Annotated in this window: 12 protein-coding genes; 10 read left to right on the top strand and 2 right to left on the bottom strand. The window is 70.2% G+C overall.

All coding sequences use genetic code 11. The features are described 5' to 3' along the window. Positions 1 to 145: 145 nt before the first annotated feature. On the bottom strand, positions 146 to 925 hold the full coding sequence (locus AB0L75_RS14995) for a hypothetical protein (protein WP_365180717.1): 780 nt from the start codon (positions 923 to 925) through the stop codon (positions 146 to 148). After that, positions 922 to 2,259, bottom strand: coding sequence for a type VII secretion protein EccE (gene eccE / locus AB0L75_RS14990; protein WP_365180714.1), 1,338 nt, complete (start codon positions 2,257 to 2,259; stop codon positions 922 to 924). Before eccE ends, AB0L75_RS14995 begins: the two co-directional genes overlap by 4 nt. Before the next feature lie 197 nt (positions 2,260 to 2,456). Between eccE and eccB the strand changes: the two genes are divergently transcribed. The 10 genes from eccB to AB0L75_RS14940 all read left to right on the top strand — a co-directional run bounded on the left by eccB (position 2,457) and on the right by AB0L75_RS14940 (position 15,353). Continuing rightward, complete coding sequence (gene eccB / locus AB0L75_RS14985; RefSeq protein ID WP_365180711.1) at positions 2,457 to 3,980, top strand: type VII secretion protein EccB; 1,524 nt, start codon at positions 2,457 to 2,459, stop codon at positions 3,978 to 3,980. An 11-nt stretch (positions 3,981 to 3,991) separates the two neighbouring features. Further along, a complete protein-coding gene (gene mycP, locus AB0L75_RS14980) occupies positions 3,992 to 5,233 on the top strand; it encodes a type VII secretion-associated serine protease mycosin (protein WP_365180708.1) in 1,242 nt (413 codons plus the stop codon). 306 nt (positions 5,234 to 5,539) lie between these two features. Beyond that, on the top strand, positions 5,540 to 5,983 hold the full coding sequence (locus AB0L75_RS14975; RefSeq protein ID WP_365180705.1) for a hypothetical protein: 444 nt from the start codon (positions 5,540 to 5,542) through the stop codon (positions 5,981 to 5,983). Continuing rightward, positions 5,983 to 7,785, top strand: a complete 1,803-nt coding sequence (locus AB0L75_RS14970; protein ID WP_365180702.1) for a hypothetical protein — start codon at positions 5,983 to 5,985, stop codon at positions 7,783 to 7,785. Before AB0L75_RS14975 ends, AB0L75_RS14970 begins: the two co-directional genes overlap by 1 nt. 196 nt (positions 7,786 to 7,981) lie before the next feature. Continuing rightward, positions 7,982 to 9,082, top strand: a complete 1,101-nt coding sequence (locus AB0L75_RS14965) for a S8 family serine peptidase (RefSeq protein ID WP_365181210.1) — start codon at positions 7,982 to 7,984, stop codon at positions 9,080 to 9,082. 113 nt (positions 9,083 to 9,195) lie between these two features. Then, positions 9,196 to 9,537: a hypothetical protein gene (locus AB0L75_RS14960; protein WP_365180699.1), complete on the top strand. Its 342-nt coding sequence runs from the start codon at positions 9,196 to 9,198 to the stop codon at positions 9,535 to 9,537. A 45-nt stretch (positions 9,538 to 9,582) separates the two neighbouring features. Then, the gene (locus AB0L75_RS14955) at positions 9,583 to 9,885 is read left to right on the top strand and encodes a WXG100 family type VII secretion target (RefSeq protein ID WP_365180696.1); all 303 of its coding nucleotides are present in this window, start codon (positions 9,583 to 9,585) and stop codon (positions 9,883 to 9,885) included. Between the two features lie 113 nt (positions 9,886 to 9,998). Further along, positions 9,999 to 10,997 carry a serine/threonine protein kinase gene (locus tag AB0L75_RS14950; RefSeq protein ID WP_365180693.1) on the top strand — a complete coding sequence of 333 codons (999 nt, stop codon included), beginning with the start codon at positions 9,999 to 10,001 and terminating at the stop codon, positions 10,995 to 10,997. 8 nt (positions 10,998 to 11,005) lie between these two features. Next, the gene (locus tag AB0L75_RS14945) at positions 11,006 to 13,237 is read left to right on the top strand and encodes a serine/threonine-protein kinase (RefSeq protein WP_365180690.1); all 2,232 of its coding nucleotides are present in this window, start codon (positions 11,006 to 11,008) and stop codon (positions 13,235 to 13,237) included. Positions 13,238 to 13,271: 34 nt separating this feature from the next. Further along, positions 13,272 to 15,353, top strand: coding sequence for a PQQ-binding-like beta-propeller repeat protein (locus tag AB0L75_RS14940; protein WP_365180688.1), 2,082 nt, complete (start codon positions 13,272 to 13,274; stop codon positions 15,351 to 15,353). Positions 15,354 to 15,358: the final 5 nt, after the last annotated feature.

Below are 15,358 nucleotides of genomic sequence, written 5' to 3'. Positions count from 1 at the left end.
CCCGCCCGCCTCTGAGTACGAGCCCGAGCGCCCCGAACCGCCCCACCGGCCTCAGGGCTTGGCGGAGGAATCGGGGAGCAATCGGAAGAGAAGTGACGAACAGGGAACAGGGACACCATGAACAAAACGGGCAGGTAAGGGCAGTTCAGTCCATCCGGCGCGGTGTGCCCAACAATCCGATCTCGGCATCGGTGGGTTGGGTCAGCACATACTGCCGGTCACGATCCGTGCACCACAGGGTGACGCCGTCGGGCAGCGCCGGCAGCGACTCCACCTCGGTCCGCGACAGTCCCATGGTGCGCCCCAGCTCGGCGGCCTCGTCCGGGGAGACCCGCTGGATGCCCGCGAGCCGCGCCTGCCGCAGCAGCCGGGGCGCGACGGGGCTGAGATACGGCAGCAGGGTAAGCACCGACTGCCAGGGCCCGGACACCACACGTCCGCGCGGCGGCCGCATACCGCAGTCCCGGACCACCAGCACGGGCGTACCGGCCGAGGCGCCCTGCGGCGGCACCCGGCCGACGTCGTACACGGACAGACCGTTCTGCCCGCCGCCCATCGCGTGCACCATCTGCATCCACGCCTGCGGCCGGCCCGTCTCCACGGCGACCCGGGCGCCTGTGGCCGCCGAACGCAGCGCCAGCACCTGGGCGGTCCACAGGCCGCCGATCAGCACGACGTCGTACGGCGTCGGCCGGTTGATGCCCAGCACGGCCGGCTGGCCCTCGGAGTCGACGCCGGCCACCACGCCGTCGTCCCCGATGGGCAGGGCGAGCGCCTCCAGTTGCTGCACGGGCAGTCCGTGCCGGCCGTGCCGGGGCCCGATCAGGCCCAGTCCGCGCCGCAGCAGCTCGGCCGCCCGGCGCGGCCCGGACGCCGCCGGGGCATCCGCGCCCGGCGGCGCGGACGTCGTCGGAACCGTCGTCATCGCGCACCTCCGAGGGGCAGCGTGGCCAGCATGCCGGGCAGCTGCTCGCGGTCGAGCCGGGCCAGGCCGGCCCCGGCCTGCCGGGCCGCGCCCTCCAGCGCGCGTCGCGCCGCCACCAGCTCGTCGTCGCTGCGCCCGGTCACCCGCAGATGCGCGGACAGGGACACCTCCTGCCGCTCGCCCTGTGCGAGGGTGAGGCTGAACGTGGTCGCCAGGGCGGGTATCGCCGTGACCCGGGCGACGAAGTGCGGCAGTGACTCGCCCCGGTCGCCGCCCAGTTGGGGCCAGCGCCGGACCCAGTACGTCGTATGCCGCCGGTTGTCGCAGCGCCAGCTGCGGCCGGACTCCTCCGTGCGCCGCTCCCGGGTCTCGCTGCGCCCCGCCTCGGCGGTGACCAGCGGGTTGGCGCAGGCCGAGGTGGCGAGCGCGGCGACCAGCTCCTCCTCGTCGAGCACCCGCGCGCGGAACCCGGCGCCGGTCAGCCGGCTCGCCAGATGGTCCGCGGTCCGCGCGACGCACTTCTGTGCGCCGAGCAGCCCGCCACCGCGCGCGGCCACGGCCTCCGCGCACAGCTCGGGGTCGAGCTTCAGCGCGATCCAGGTGATGCGCACCGCGGGGGCGCCCGTCTGCTCCTGCAGCGGAAGGTAGTTGGCGACGGCGACGGACTGCTGGGGCAGATGCAGCGCGGGCGCGGGCTGGGTGTGCAGCACGATCTGCGCGGACTCCAGCCGGATCCCGTCCACCTCCAGCGCGTCGCGCACCAGCGCGACCGGCAGCGGCTGCCGGCTGCGCTCGGCCCGCAGCGCCGTCGCGTCCGCCTCCACCTGGAGCACGGCCGTGACGAACGTGCCGTCCCCGACGACGCCGACCGGACGCCGGTCACGCGGGCCGTACGAGTACGTCCGCAGGGCGGGCTCACACTCCACGGCGGGGACCAGCCCCGGTTCCGTACCCGGTGGTATGGGGGTGCTCGCGGCCCGCTTCTGGCGCGCCCGCAACTCCCGTGCGGTGGCGAGCCACTCGGGCAGGGACCGGCCCCGCCGTCGTACGAAGGCCAGCAGGACCAGCGCCACGGCCACGACCGCGGCGGGCACCAGCGCCGCCATCCCGATGGCGAGGCCGACGACCAGCGCGGCCGCCGCCAGCTCCACCAGCATGAGTCGTTGCAAACGGAACGAACCGGCACGGCCCGGCCGGGGCCTGAGGCCGAGCGTGACCGGCTGCTGTACGGCACCGCGCTGGGCGGAGGATCCGCGTGGCGGCGCCGCGGACCCGGCCGCGCGACCTCGCGCCGCCGACCGGCCGCGCGCCCGCGTCCGCGTTCCGGAAGCCATCACGTCATCCCCCCGATTTGCTCACGACTCGCTGGAATCAGGCCACTGAACAAGGCCCTTGAGGGCCCAGGTACCCTACCCGCTCCACGAGACCCGCTCCGTACCAGGCATAGTAGGGGCCGGGTCCGACAACGGAGGGCGGGGGAGCGTAGTCCCCAGGCGCGCTCCGCGTGAGACACGGGGAGAAACAGGCACAGATGGCATCTCGGCGGGACCAACTCAACGCCTACACCTTCGCGAAGCGCCGCATGCTCGCGTCGTTCGTGCAGTCGTCACCGGATGCCTCCGACGAAGGGGCGCCCCGGCCGCTGCGTGCCATCCTGCCGGGCGCCGTCGTCGGCGCGGTCGTCCTCGCCGCCTTCGGTGCCTGGGGCATGTTCAAGCCGACGGCCCCGCAGGGCTGGGACAAACCCGGGCAGGAGGTGATCATCGCCAGCAAGTCCACCACCCGGTACGTGGTGCTGAAGACCAAGGGCAAGGTCCAGCTCCACCCCGTCCTGAACATGGCCTCCGCCAAGCTCGTCCTCGACACCCAGAGCGATGTCAACGTCGTCACCGTCGACGAGTCGATCCTCGACAACGGCAAGATCCCGCACGGCGTCACCATCGGCATCCCGTACGCCCCCGATCGCCTGCCGTCCTCCTCGGAGGCCGGCGCGGACAAGACCTGGGCCGTGTGCGAACGCCCGAGCGGCAGCGGCAGCTCCATCCAGAAGGCCGCGTTCGTCCTGGCCAAGCGCGACCAGAAGAAGACCGAGGGGCCGGAGAAGGTGCGCGGCGGTGAACTCCTCTACGTCACCACGCCGACGGACAAGAAGCAGTACGTGGTCGACGCGCACGGCACGGCGTACCCGGTGGACGCGTCCAACTCCCTCCTGCTGGAGACCCTCGTGGGCGCGGACCGCAAGCCGCAGCAGGTGACCAAGGAGTGGATCGACACCCTGCACCAGGGCGACCCGATCAGCTTCCCGACGATCAGCAACCCGGGCACGGCCGCGAACGCACCCGGCCAGCTGGGCGACGCCAACCGGGTCGGCATGGTCCTCAGGGCGCCGGTCAACGGCCAGGAGCAGTACTTCGTGGTGCTGCCCGGCCGGGCCGCGCCCATCTCCGACTTCGTCGCCCAGCTGCTGCTGGCCAGCAGGGACCTGGTCAAGCTCGGCCAGGCCGGGCACCCCCGCGAGGTCAGCGCCGGCGCCATCAGCCGGGGCAAGCCGTTCGCCGACGGGTACAACTGGCCGACGCAGAGGCCCACCGCGGTCAACGACGCCTCCACCGCCGACGGCAGCCGCAACACGATCTGCAACGTCCTCGGCCATGTCGACCCCGACAGCGGCCAGACCACCCTGACCACCTGGGCGGGCCAGGACTTCCCCGCGGTTCTGGCCACCGGCTCCTCCAGCGCCTACGTCACCGCGGGCTCCGGCCAGCTCTACCGCGAGTTCCAGGGCACCGGGACCAACGTGGGCCCGGTCTTCCTGGTCACCGACACGGGCCTGCGCTACGCCCTGCAGTCCAACGACGACAGTGCCACCGACGACAAGGGCATCGGTATCACGCCCAAGCAGCGCAAGGATCTCCAGCAGGAGGCCAAGCTGGCGCAGACCCGCCTCGGCTACGCCGACCTGAATCCGACCCCCGTCCCCGCCGCCTGGTCGCAGTTCCTGCCGACGGGCCCGCGCCTGTCGACGGCCGCCGCGCGCCAGCCGCAGGGTTCGTGAGGGGTACGCCGATGCGGTCCACACTGCGCACCCGTACGACCATGGCGGCGACGCTGGTCATCACCGCCACGCTGCTGACCGCCCCCGTGGCCGCGGCCGACACCGGGTCCGACCAGTGCACGTTCTCCAGGACGAACCACAAGTACGCCGGCACCCCTTGGGCCCTGCAGCGCGTCAACCTCGACGAACTGTGGAGCCAGTCGAAGGGCAGGGGTGCGCGGGTGGCCGTGATCGACACGGGCGTGGACACGGCCAACCCGCAGCTGGCGAACGCGGTGGACGCGTCCCTGGGCGCGAACTACCTTCCCACGAAGGACAGCAAGGGCCAGAAGATCGACATCGGCAAGAACGACGGCACCACCGACACGGTCGGCCACGGCACGCGCGTGGCCGGCATCATCGCCGCCCGCCCCATGAAGGGCACCGGCTTCGTCGGCCTCGCCCCCGAGGCCACGATCATCCCGATCAAGCAGAACGACGCCGAGGGCCACGGCACCTCCGACACCCTGGCCCAGGCGATCCAGCACGCGATCGACGTCAAGGCCCAGGTCATCAACATCTCCCAGGACACGACGAACGCCGTGGCACCGGGAGACAAGCTGCAGAACGCGATCGGCGAGGCCCTGAACCGGGGGATCGTCGTGGTCGCGTCGGCGGGCAACGACGGCCTGGACGGCAACGACAAGCGGACCTACCCTGCCTCCTACGCCGGCGTCCTCGCGGTCGCCGCCTCCGACCGCAACAACGAACGCGCGGTCTTCTCCCAGTCCGGGAGCTGGGTCGGAGTCGCCGCCCCGGGCGTCGACATGGTCTCGACGGTGCCCAAGGGCGGCCACTGCTCCGACAGCGGCACCAGCTTCTCCGCGCCCTACGTCGCCGGCGTGGCCGCGCTGATCAAGGCCAAGCACCCCCGCTGGACGGCCCAGGAGGTCGTGGCCCAGATCGAGCAGACGGCAGAGCGGTCGATCAACGGCCATGACCGCCTGGTGGGTTGGGGCGTGGTCGACCCGGTCCGCGCCCTCACGGAGGACGACCACCCGGTCGAAACCCCCCACCCCGACGCGGGCCTGACCCATGCGGAGGCCCCGACCCCCGCCAGGCTCACCCTCGGCGAAACCCCCCAGGAACGCACGGCCCGCATCGCCACCTACGTGGCCGTCGGCGCCGCCGTACTGGTGGCAGGCCTCGGCGGAACCGCGGTAGCCCTCCGCGACGCCCGCCGCAGACGCCGAACGCTGCAGGGCCGGGCGTGAGGGGAGGGTTGGTTTTGTGGGTGCAAAGACCCCGCCCCGACGGCGTGCGGAGCCGGGAGTGCTGGACACATGTGAAATTGCTGCGCAGATACGGGGATGGATCTGTCTCTATTGGCCGCCTTGTCGGTCTTGGGCAGCTCCCGAGCCGGTCACTTCGGGACAGCTTTGCAACTGAACCGTCGCAGAGTTCAGTTGGCCGCGAAATGCCCAGTGACTACAGTGGTCAGCGTGGGATCCGGGGGTATGGCTGCCCGCTGCCCGGTCCCTTGAGAGCTGTACGAACGGGGAAACGGGGAAGGGGTCGCGGTGAGTGACGGTGGCGGCTCGGATCTGAGGCGCGGTCTTGAGGCTCTGAAGATCTTTCAGAAGCGCGTGAACAATGCGTTGAGTACTTTTGACGGCTCACCGGGTGCGTCGTCCACCATCGCTCAGCACGCCATCGGCCGGGCGTCGTTCAGTGGCACGGAGATTCAGTTCAATGAGGCGGCTGACCTGCACGGACGGTACCAGCACGTGCATGATCGCCTCATCCACCTGTCGAAGTCGCTTGGCCTGCACATCGAGGCGCTGAATCTCGCGGTACAGGCGGCCGACGTCGGGTACGACAACGTCGAAGAAGAGGTGCGCGAGCGCTTCTGGGCGATTCAGTCAGAACTCGACAAGGAGCACCAGCAGGCGGAGGCGAAGGAGCAGGCTCACAAGTCGAATCCGGCGCCGAAGACCAACAAGTCGACCGAGGGTGATTACTGATGGGCGACGACAACTGGCAGCAACAGCCGCAGTACAAGTCCGGCGTGGAGCAGGCGGGCCAGCAGGACGGTGCGGTCGATGCTGTGGAGTTCATGCTGGGGGGCTTCCCGTTCGGCCCTGCCATGCGTGTCAATGCGTTCGGCTCGACCGACTTCGAGCACCACGATCTCAACGACATGATCGACCTCGTCGAGCAAGCCCAGCCCGAGCACCTGGAGCTGACCAGCAAAGCGCTGTGGGACGCCCACAAGGCCATCTCCGACGCGGCCACGGAACTGAGAGCGCACCTCGCCGCCGTCGACTGGGAGGGAAAGGCCGCCACCGACTTCCATGCCTGGGGCAAGGGCCTGGCCGACTGGAGCGATGAGCTGGCGACGTTCGCCAACCACACGGCCAAGCAGATCTCCGCGGCGGGAATGGGCCTGGCCACCGTGAGCAAGACGATGCCGCGGCAGCGTGACCCCCGGCCCAGGGCCGACCGGAAGTTGCCCACCGAGTTGCCCAAGGCCAAGCAGGTCGACAGCAACCCGGACTACGTGGTCGCCAAGACCGCCGAGAAGAACCGGCAAGAGGCCATCAACCAGATGAACAAGCTGGCCTCTTACTACGCGGTGTCGGCGGGCGCCCTGAAGGGGGAGGAGGGACCGCAGCCGTACAAGGCGATGCCGCCTGTGGGGGTGGTGCCGAGGCCGACAACGTACTGGGGCCGCTCTGGGGACGAAATGAGCCACTACGGTTCGGATCAACGTGTCACTGGGCAGCCCACGGTGCCGGCCCCTCATCAGGTGGCGGTGTCGACTGACCCGCACATGCCTGGGCATGCGGCACCTGTGAAAGAGGTGCACCAGCCGGTCACTGATCCGAACCACCCTGTTGGCACGAAGATCGACACCGTCGGCACCCTGCCTCCGCAGCACACCACCGCACCGCACGGAGGGCCCACGCCCACCCTTCCGACCGCTGGCGGAGGCGGGCAGCCGACACCTCCGGTGGCCACGGGGCCCGTGGTACCTCCAACGCCCCCGCCCGTCGGGCGTTCTCCCGGCTATGGACCGTCAACCAGTCGGCTTCCGATTTCGCCGCAGGGACGCACTGGCCGGACCGGACCTTCGGGCACCGCAAGTGGGCGAGTGCCGGAGGAGCCCGAGGGGCAGGCGGGGCGTACCGCTACCGGCGGCCGTGTGCCGCAGGGGCCGATGGGGCAGGCTGCTCGCGCCATCGGACGTACGCCGACTTCGGCCGGTGAGTCGGCTGTCCGCGGGGCCACTCAACAACCTAGGCGCTCCCCTCTGGGCCGTGCCATCACCGGTGGAACGCCGAGGACGGCCAACACGCCTGGTGGGCGTGTTGGAACCACCGGCCCCATCAGCGCGGCGCGCAACGGCGTCGTGGGCGGCAAGCCCGTCACGGGCCGTACGCCGGGATCGGAGTCCAACCCCCGTGTCCCGCGCGGTAGGGTCATCGGCGCCCAGGAGCCGGTCTCCTCGCCGCAGCCGAAGGGCGCTCTCGGGCAGCGGGGAGTTGTCGGTGCGCCCACGGCGAAGGCGGATCCCGACACGGGCCAGTCGGTGTTGCGTTCGGCAAGTAATCCCGAGGGTGCGATTGGCGCGCCCCGGAACACTGGCGGCTCGACACTCAAGAACTCCGAGAGCGGCGTCGGTAGGACCGGGCTGGGCCGGGGTGCGGTGGGCGAACGACAAGGCCAGGACGGTCGCACGGGGCGCCCCGGGAGGTCCGCCGAGAAGGAACAGCACCGCTCGTCGCGGAAGCAGCGGCGTGACGAGTCACAGAAGAGCGACTGAACAAGCGAGGACTTACGCGGGCATGAAGCCAGGGACCAGCCGACGCGGCACAACAGATTCGCGCCTGATGGGGCGCGGCGGTAGACGCCTGTCCATCGTGTGCTCCGCGCTGGGCGCGTTGACCGTCGTCTCCACGTCCCTGGCTCCCGGTGCCGCGGCCGTGGACATTCGGTCGAAGCAGTGGTACCTGGGCGCCATGCAGGCCGACGACATGTGGAAGACGAGCACCGGTAAGGGGGTGAAGGTCGCTGTCATCGATACAGGGGTCAATCCGAACACACCCTCGCTGAAAGGGCAGGTGCTCGTCGATGAGGTGCAGAACTCCGTCTCGTACCACGTAACCCAGGACTACGACGGTCATGGCACATCCATGGCTGAAATGATCGCCGGAACGGGTGCGGGCAACGGCATAAAGGGCTTGGCCTTTGGAGCAAAGATCATCCCCTATCGCATCGGGCTCAACCAGTTGAAGGACGAACAGGAGAAGAAAAAGACTCCCACGTCAGCCGAAGCGATCAGGGCCGCCGCGGATAGCGACGCCAAGATCATCAACATGTCCTTCGGTGGCGCGTATATTGATCCAGATGCGGAAGTGGCCATCAAATACGCCGCCTCCAAAGGGAAACTCCTCTTCGCCGCCGTCGGTAACTCGGGGCTGAAGAAGAACGAGATCGAGTATCCGGCCTTCTACCCGTACGTCAACGGTGTCTCTGCTGCGGACCAGTCCGGCAAGGTTGCCAAGTTTTCAGAGAACGGCGAGTACGTCGACTTCTCGGCACCCGGGGTCGATGTACCCGGATGGTGCGACAACACGTTCAAGGAGTACTGCAACGGCAGGGGCACCAGCGCCGCCTCCGCCATCGCCTCCGCCTCCGCCGCTCTCGTCTGGTCCGCACACCCCGACTGGACCGCCAACCAGGTGCTCCGAGTGCTGATCGATACGGCCGGGCGCAAGTGGCCGAAGGGTGAGCGGAGCCTTTATCTCGGCTTCGGCGTCATGCGTCCCCGTAAGGTTCTCGACAATCCGAGCATCAATCCCGGCCCGGCCAACGTGGACCCCCTCGCCGCGGAGAACTCCGTAGGCGACGATGACACTTCGGCCACCCCCACCCCCTCGGCTTCTTCCGGCCAGCCCGCAAAGGACGCCGGTTCCACCAGCGGCCCCACCTCCGCCGCCGCGAAGGACTCCGGCTCCGGGAGTGACACGACAACCTGGGTGATCATCGGCGCCGTAGCGGCCGTACTGGTCATCGGAGGTGCCGGTTTCGGCGTGCTGAGGGCGCGTCGCAAGGCCTGAGAGACCACCCGCAGGGCTGCTCGTTCGCCGAATGGGCAGAGGTCAGCTTGTCGACGGCGTCCGTGACGGAAGTCGGCGCCCGGCAAGGCCAGTTCACGCAGAAAGGTATGGAAATGGCGACAGGCACGCAGAAGATCACCAAGAAGAGTATTGCCGGTCTCGAACAGGAGCTGCTGCACCGCTTCGACGAGACCAAGGACCAGCTCAAGTACCTCCAGCACATGCTCGACACGCTTGAGGGCCACTGGAAGGGCATCGGCGCCGGCGCGTTCAACGCCAAGCAGACCGAGATCAACGAGCGCATGGTGCACATGGGCAACATCCTGGTGAAGTTCATCGACGCCATGAACACCACCATGAAGATCAACGACAGCACCGAGGACCAGGTCCGTGCCAGCGTCCAGCAGATCGACGTGGACTACGGCGGCTCGCACTCGGCGCTGAAGGGTTACTGATCCAGGCCGGCACCACCACTTCTCATTCTCAGCAACGGAGGAATCATGGGCGTCAACCACGACGGCGTGACGGAAGTTCACTACGACCGTCTTGACGAGATGGCAACTCAGATCGGCCATCAGGCCGAAAAGGTCGAGGCCAGCCTCGAAGCCATCAAGCACAAGATCCAGCAGGTCTCCAGCATGTGGGAGGGCGAGGCCCACCACGCGTACATCACGGAGCAGACCAAGTGGGACAAGGAGGCCCGGGGCATCCACGAGGCGCTCCGCGCCATCGGCCACGCCATTCACGCCGCCGGCGGTGACTACATGGGCGGCGACAAGAAGGCCGCCAGCTACTTCCTGTAAGTGGCGGAGACCATCGGCACGTCGCGACAGCGGGGTGGGCGCGCACGGAGGGCGCCCACCCCCAGTCGTGTCCGGGACCGACCCGGCAACAGCGGAAGAACGCAGGACAGGGAATGCACGCCACAGGTGACGCCACGGGAGTGGCCGCCGGGGAAGAACCGGCCATAGCCGCGAAGGTACGGCGGAGAGTCGGCCCGTACACCCTCATCACCGCGCTGGACGATCCGCACACCAAGCTCCCCGTCCCCGAGCGGCGCTACATCGCCCGGAGCATCGACGGTCAGTACACCGTGCTCCTCTCCCTCCCGCAGCCGGGAGGTGACGCCCAGCGGTTCCTCGCGGAAGCTGACGGCTCCCGTTACCTGCTCGGGCCCTGTGCCGCCCCGGCCACGGCCCTTGCCGGTCCGGGCGAGCCCGCCTGGTACTCCCGGCCCTACCAGCCCGTTCTGCCCTTGCCGACCGCCCTCGCCGTACACGGCGGACCACTGCCCGAGCGGACGGTACGGGCGCTGGGCGTGGCCCTCGCCGAGACACTGGCCGTCGTGCACGGACAGGGGCTGACGTTCGCGGGTGTGTCACCGGCGGCCGTGCTCCTCGCCGCCGACGGGCCCCGTCTCTCCTGCTTCGGCGCGGTGCGTGCGGCCGCACCGGACGGTTCGTCCCGCTCCGGGCTCCCGGGGCTGGAGGCGGGCAGTCTGCCCCCGGAACAGGCATCCGGTGGACTCCCACGTCCCCTCGGGGACGTCTACGCCCTCGCGGCGACGCTCGCCTATGCCGCCACCGGCCATACGATGCCCGAACGGGACGAACTTCCCGCCGCCCTCCGTACGGTCGTCGCCCGCTGTCTGTCGCGCGACCCGAGCACCCGCCCGCAACTGGCCGAGCTGATCAACGCGTTGTCCGCCAACGCCAACGCCAACGCCAACGCCAACGCTGGCACGGACAGCGGCATCGGAGACCGCTCCGCCGCCCTCCTCACCCCCGGCTGGCTCCCCGGTCGCGTCATCGCCGCCCTCGCCCATCAGTCGGCCGCCGTCCTCACCGCGGACATCCCCGTCGAGGCGGCGCCCGCACAGCGCACCAGCCCTCTCCCTCTCACTCACCCGAACTGACGACGGCCATGCCCTCCCCTCTCACTCACGACGACCCCCAAGCGCTCGGCCCGTACCGCCCGATCGCCCGCCTCGGCAGCGGTGGCATGGGCACCGTGTATCTCGGGCGCACGCCAGGCGGCCGTACCGTCGCCCTGAAGACGATGCACGCCCGCATCGCCACCGACCCCGCCTTCCGTACCCGGTTCCGGCTGGAGACCGACGCGGCGCGCGTCGTGGGGGAGCGGTTCGGCGCCGGGGTGGTGGACGCGGATCCGCGGGCCGAGACGCCGTGGTTCGCGACCGAGTATGTGCTCGGGCCGCCCCTCGACGAGGCCGTGCAGCTGTGCGGTCCCCTGAGCGAAGCGTCCGTACGGGCGCTGGGGGCGGCGCTGTGCGGGGCGCTCGGGCAGCTGCACGCGTCCGACGTCGTCCACCGCGACCTCAAGCCGTCCAACATCCTGATCACCGCGTACGGGCCGAAGGTCATCGACTTCGGTATCGCGCGGGCGGCCGGGGACGACCATCTCACCCGGGTCGGGGTCGCCGTCGGCACCCCCGCCTTCATGTCCCCGGAGCAGGCGAGCGGGCAGGAGCACACGGCTGCGGGCGATGTGTTCGCGCTCGCCGGACTGCTCGTCTTCGCCGCCACCGGGCGCCCGCCCTTCGGGCACGGTCAGGCGGCGGATCTGCTGTACCGGGTGCAGTACACCGAGGCCGACCTGAGCGGCGTACCGGGCAGCCTGGTGCCGGTGCTCGCGCAGTGCCTGGACAAGAACCCGTTCCGGCGGCCGACCACTGGGTGGCTCGCCTCTCAACTGCATGACGGCGCAGGCGAGTTCGCCGACCATCTGCCGGACGCTCTGCTGGCCGACATCGGGCGGCGGGCCACCGAGGTCTGGCAGGTCACGCCGCAGCGGCTGCCGGCCCCCGTCGACGAGCCGGCTCCCGCCCCGACGACCGCGCCCGTACGGTGGTCCCGTCGCCGTCTGCTGCTCACCGGCGGCTGTGCCGCGCTGGGCGTCGCGGCCGCGGGGGCGGCGGGGGCATGGGCCTGGAGCGAGCGGGCCGCCGGCCCGAGGACACCACCCGCGCCCGGACCCAGCAACAGCCAGTTGCCGAAGAAGCAGCTGGACTCCCTCTGGCAGATTCAGATCGAGGACACATACAACGGGGGCTTCGCAGAGGGACCGCTGGATTCCTTTCCGGTGCCGTTGCACGCCGTTGACGACCTGGTCGTGGCGATGTCCGGAAACTACCTGGAGGGTGTCGTCGCCCGAAGCGGGAAGGCCCTCTGGAAGTCGGTCAACGCGCCTGTGCCGTGGCAGGTCGCCTCCGACGCCCATCGCGTCTTCGTGGTGACGGACGTGAACGACCACTACACCGGATCCGATTCCTCCCACGCGCGTCCGCTGGCCCTGGCCTTGCTCGACCTCCGCACCGGCCAGGCCGCGGCGCCCTTCGCACAGTTCACCGACCTCAACGGGCTCATCCTGAACCAGGCGCTGTGCACCGCGGACGGGGTGGCCTACGCGATGGCCGGGCACGGCAAGTTCGCCTTCAGCTTCCTCGCCTCCCAGTCCTGGTATGTGTTCGCGGTCGACATCAGCACCGGCAAGCGACTGTGGAAGGCACCGCTGCCCCGCCGGAACCAGGCGACCCCGCACCCCTTCTTCCTCGGCGCCCAAGTCGTGGGAAACCGTCTCGTGGCGCTCCAGGAGGCGAACGACGGCAGCGTGCATGCCATCGCACGCGACACGGGCACGGGAACCGTCCGGTGGGACCGCAAGCTGGACGGCGTCGTTCCGGACCGGGTACGGGAGTCCCTCGTCACCGATGCGCAGCAGCTGTACGTGGGCGCCGGCCGGCTGAGGGCGCTGCGGCTCGGCGACGGGAGCGTGGCCTGGGACTCCGCGTCCCAGCGGCCGGGTCGCACCTACGGCCTTCCGGCGATCAAGGACGGCACCTTGTACGCCGTCGAGAAGGGGCTCGGGCTCGTCGCCTTCGACGCGGCGAGCGGGCGCGTCAAGTGGCAGGAGAAGGGCGGGCAGGGGACCGACGCGGACCTGGGTGCGGCGCCTGTCGTCGGCTCGGACTACGCGTACACCAAGCGAGGATCGCGGCTGTGGGCGATCGATCTCTCCTCCCACCAGCCGGCCCACTCCTACCGGACCACCGGTGACCGTTTCGTGATCCATGAGAAGGCGGGCGAGGTCATCGCGCTGGGCGGCCACTTCCTCGCGGCTTTCCCCTTGCGGTGAACCGTCCGGTGCAGAGAACAGAAAGCGACAAGCGATGAGACCCCTGGGGACCGGTGACCCGATCCGGCTCGGCCCGTACCGGCTGCTCGCAGTGCTGGGCGAGGGCGGCATGGGCAAGGTGTACGTGGGGCAGGACCACGCGGGCACCGTCGCCGCCGTGAAGGTGCTCAGGCCCGAGCTGGCCCATGACACGGGCCTGGCCCAGCGGTTCGTGCGCGAGGCGCTGGCGGCCGCGGCCGTGCGCAGCCCGGGGGTGGCCGCGGTGCTGGGCGCACAGACCGAGGGCGGACGGCCCTGGATCGCCACCGAGTTCCTGGCCGGGCCCACCCTGGACCAGATCGTGGACCGGCTCGGCGCGCTGGACGACGCGAGACTGCGCGCTCTGGCCGCCTCTGTCGCCCGTACCCTGCGCGACATCCACGCGGCCGGGTTCGTCCATCGCGACCTCAAGCCGCCGAACATCGTGCTCACCTCGAACGGCCCGCGGGTCATCGACTTCGGTATCGCACGCCCCGAGCACGGCCTGACGCTCACCACCACCGGGCAGATCCCGGTCACCCCGGGGTACGGCGCCCCCGAGCAGGCGCTCGGCCGTCGGGCCACCCCGGCCGCCGACGTCTTCTCCCTCGGCGCCGTCCTCGTGTACGCGGCCACCGGGCACCGGGCGTTCGACGGCACCCATGTCGCCGCGGTCCAGTACGAGGTCGTCCACGGCGAACCGCGCTGGCACGGTCTCCCGCCCGAACTGCACGCCCTGATCGCCCCGTGCCTGGCGAAGGAGGCGGCGGGGCGGCCCACCCCCGAGCAGATCGCCGGGGCCTTCGCCGTGCCCGGGAAGCCCGACACGGTGTGGAAGCGCGGGCCCGTGGCTGATGCGATCAGGGAGCGGGAGCGTGAGATACGGGAACTGACCGCACCGCTGCTGACGACCCGGACCGCGGTGGCGCCGAGCCGGCGAGGACTGCTCACCGGGGTCGCGGCCGGGGGCGCGCTGCTCGCGGCGACCGGCGGCACGGGATGGTGGCTGCTGCGCGACGGCGGCTCGCGCCGAAAGGACCTGTTCACCCTTCCGCCCGCGGTGAAGACACCGACGGCGCGCGTCCTGTCCGCCGACGACGGCGACTTCGTCGTCGGTGACCAGGTGAAACCGCTCTGGAAGCACGATGCGGTGGTGGGATCGCATTCACCGGCTCCGCTGCCGGTCCGGGACGTGATCATCGCCGGTGCCGAGTCCGGCGGTATAGCGGCGTTCAATGTCGTCGACGGCAAACGGCGCTGGCAGGCCCTTGACGCGGAGGGGACGAGTGGCTATCTGTCGCTCTCCGACCGTCTGCTCGTGACCGCCGACAAAGAAGGCACGCTGCGTACCTTCGTCCCGGCCACGGGCGAGCCCAAGTGGACGGCCGAGGCGGACGCCGAGACGCTGCTCGCCTTCGACGAGGAGGCGGTGTACGTCGCGACGAAGGACCACCGGTTGCGCTCGGTGGGCCGTTCCGATGCGAGGGTCCGCTGGACGGCGTCGGTGCCGGAGCGGTTCAGGACCGGCCTCCACCCCCAAGGCGCGGTCGACAGCGGAACACTGGTCGTCTCGACCACCAGCGGACACGCGCTGGCGGTCAGCACGAGGACCGGCCGCACTCTGTGGACGGTGTGCGACCAGGCGAAGAAGACGCAGCTCGTTCCGGTGGCCGGGAGCGGTGTGGTCTACCTCAACGGCAGGACGCTGACCGGCCGGAGAACCTCGGACGGCAAGGAGGTCTGGCGGGGGACGAACGAATCCGGGACCTCGTCGGAATGGGGTCCCGCGAGCCTCTTCGCCGACCATGTGTATGCGACCGTCGGCGGCTTCACCGAGGGGATCGGCCTCCGCAAGGGCCTGAAGAACTGGTACGCGCCGGGCGGTACCGAGGGGAGTCCGGTGCTGTTCCAGGGCAGCGGCGTCTGGGTGCTCGAGGACCTGAACGACGGCCTCTCGGTACACACCCTGAGCGTCAAGGGCGGCTCCGAGAACTGGTACTACGACCCTCGCTGGATCTCCGATCTCAAGCTCGCGGTCGGCGGAAACCGAGCCTTCGTCACGGGCGCCAACGGCCTGATCGCGTTGCCCGTCTTCTGACTGCC

The organism is Streptomyces sp. NPDC052101, assembly GCF_040680235.1.
Classification (GTDB): domain Bacteria; phylum Actinomycetota; class Actinomycetes; order Streptomycetales; family Streptomycetaceae; genus Streptomyces.
The sequence above is the reverse complement of the archived record's forward strand: the minus strand, read 5'-3'. Positions and strand labels throughout refer to the sequence as shown.

What these genes read in the sequence shown, in the direction of transcription:
- AB0L75_RS14995 (WP_365180717.1), bottom strand. Translation starts at nt 925, where the DNA reads ATGACGACGGTTCCGACGACGTCCGCGCCGCCGGGCGCGGATGCCCCG.
- eccE (WP_365180714.1), bottom strand. Translation starts at nt 2,259, where the DNA reads ATGGCTTCCGGAACGCGGACGCGGGCGCGCGGCCGGTCGGCGGCGCGA.
- eccB (WP_365180711.1), top strand. Translation starts at nt 2,457, where the DNA reads ATGGCATCTCGGCGGGACCAACTCAACGCCTACACCTTCGCGAAGCGC.
- mycP (WP_365180708.1), top strand. Translation starts at nt 3,992, where the DNA reads ATGCGGTCCACACTGCGCACCCGTACGACCATGGCGGCGACGCTGGTC.
- AB0L75_RS14970 (WP_365180702.1), top strand. Translation starts at nt 5,983, where the DNA reads ATGGGCGACGACAACTGGCAGCAACAGCCGCAGTACAAGTCCGGCGTG.
- AB0L75_RS14965 (WP_365181210.1), top strand. Translation starts at nt 7,982, where the DNA reads ATGCAGGCCGACGACATGTGGAAGACGAGCACCGGTAAGGGGGTGAAG.
- AB0L75_RS14960 (WP_365180699.1), top strand. Translation starts at nt 9,196, where the DNA reads ATGGCGACAGGCACGCAGAAGATCACCAAGAAGAGTATTGCCGGTCTC.
- AB0L75_RS14955 (WP_365180696.1), top strand. Translation starts at nt 9,583, where the DNA reads ATGGGCGTCAACCACGACGGCGTGACGGAAGTTCACTACGACCGTCTT.
- AB0L75_RS14950 (WP_365180693.1), top strand. Translation starts at nt 9,999, where the DNA reads ATGCACGCCACAGGTGACGCCACGGGAGTGGCCGCCGGGGAAGAACCG.
- AB0L75_RS14945 (WP_365180690.1), top strand. Translation starts at nt 11,006, where the DNA reads ATGCCCTCCCCTCTCACTCACGACGACCCCCAAGCGCTCGGCCCGTAC.
- AB0L75_RS14940 (WP_365180688.1), top strand. Translation starts at nt 13,272, where the DNA reads ATGAGACCCCTGGGGACCGGTGACCCGATCCGGCTCGGCCCGTACCGG.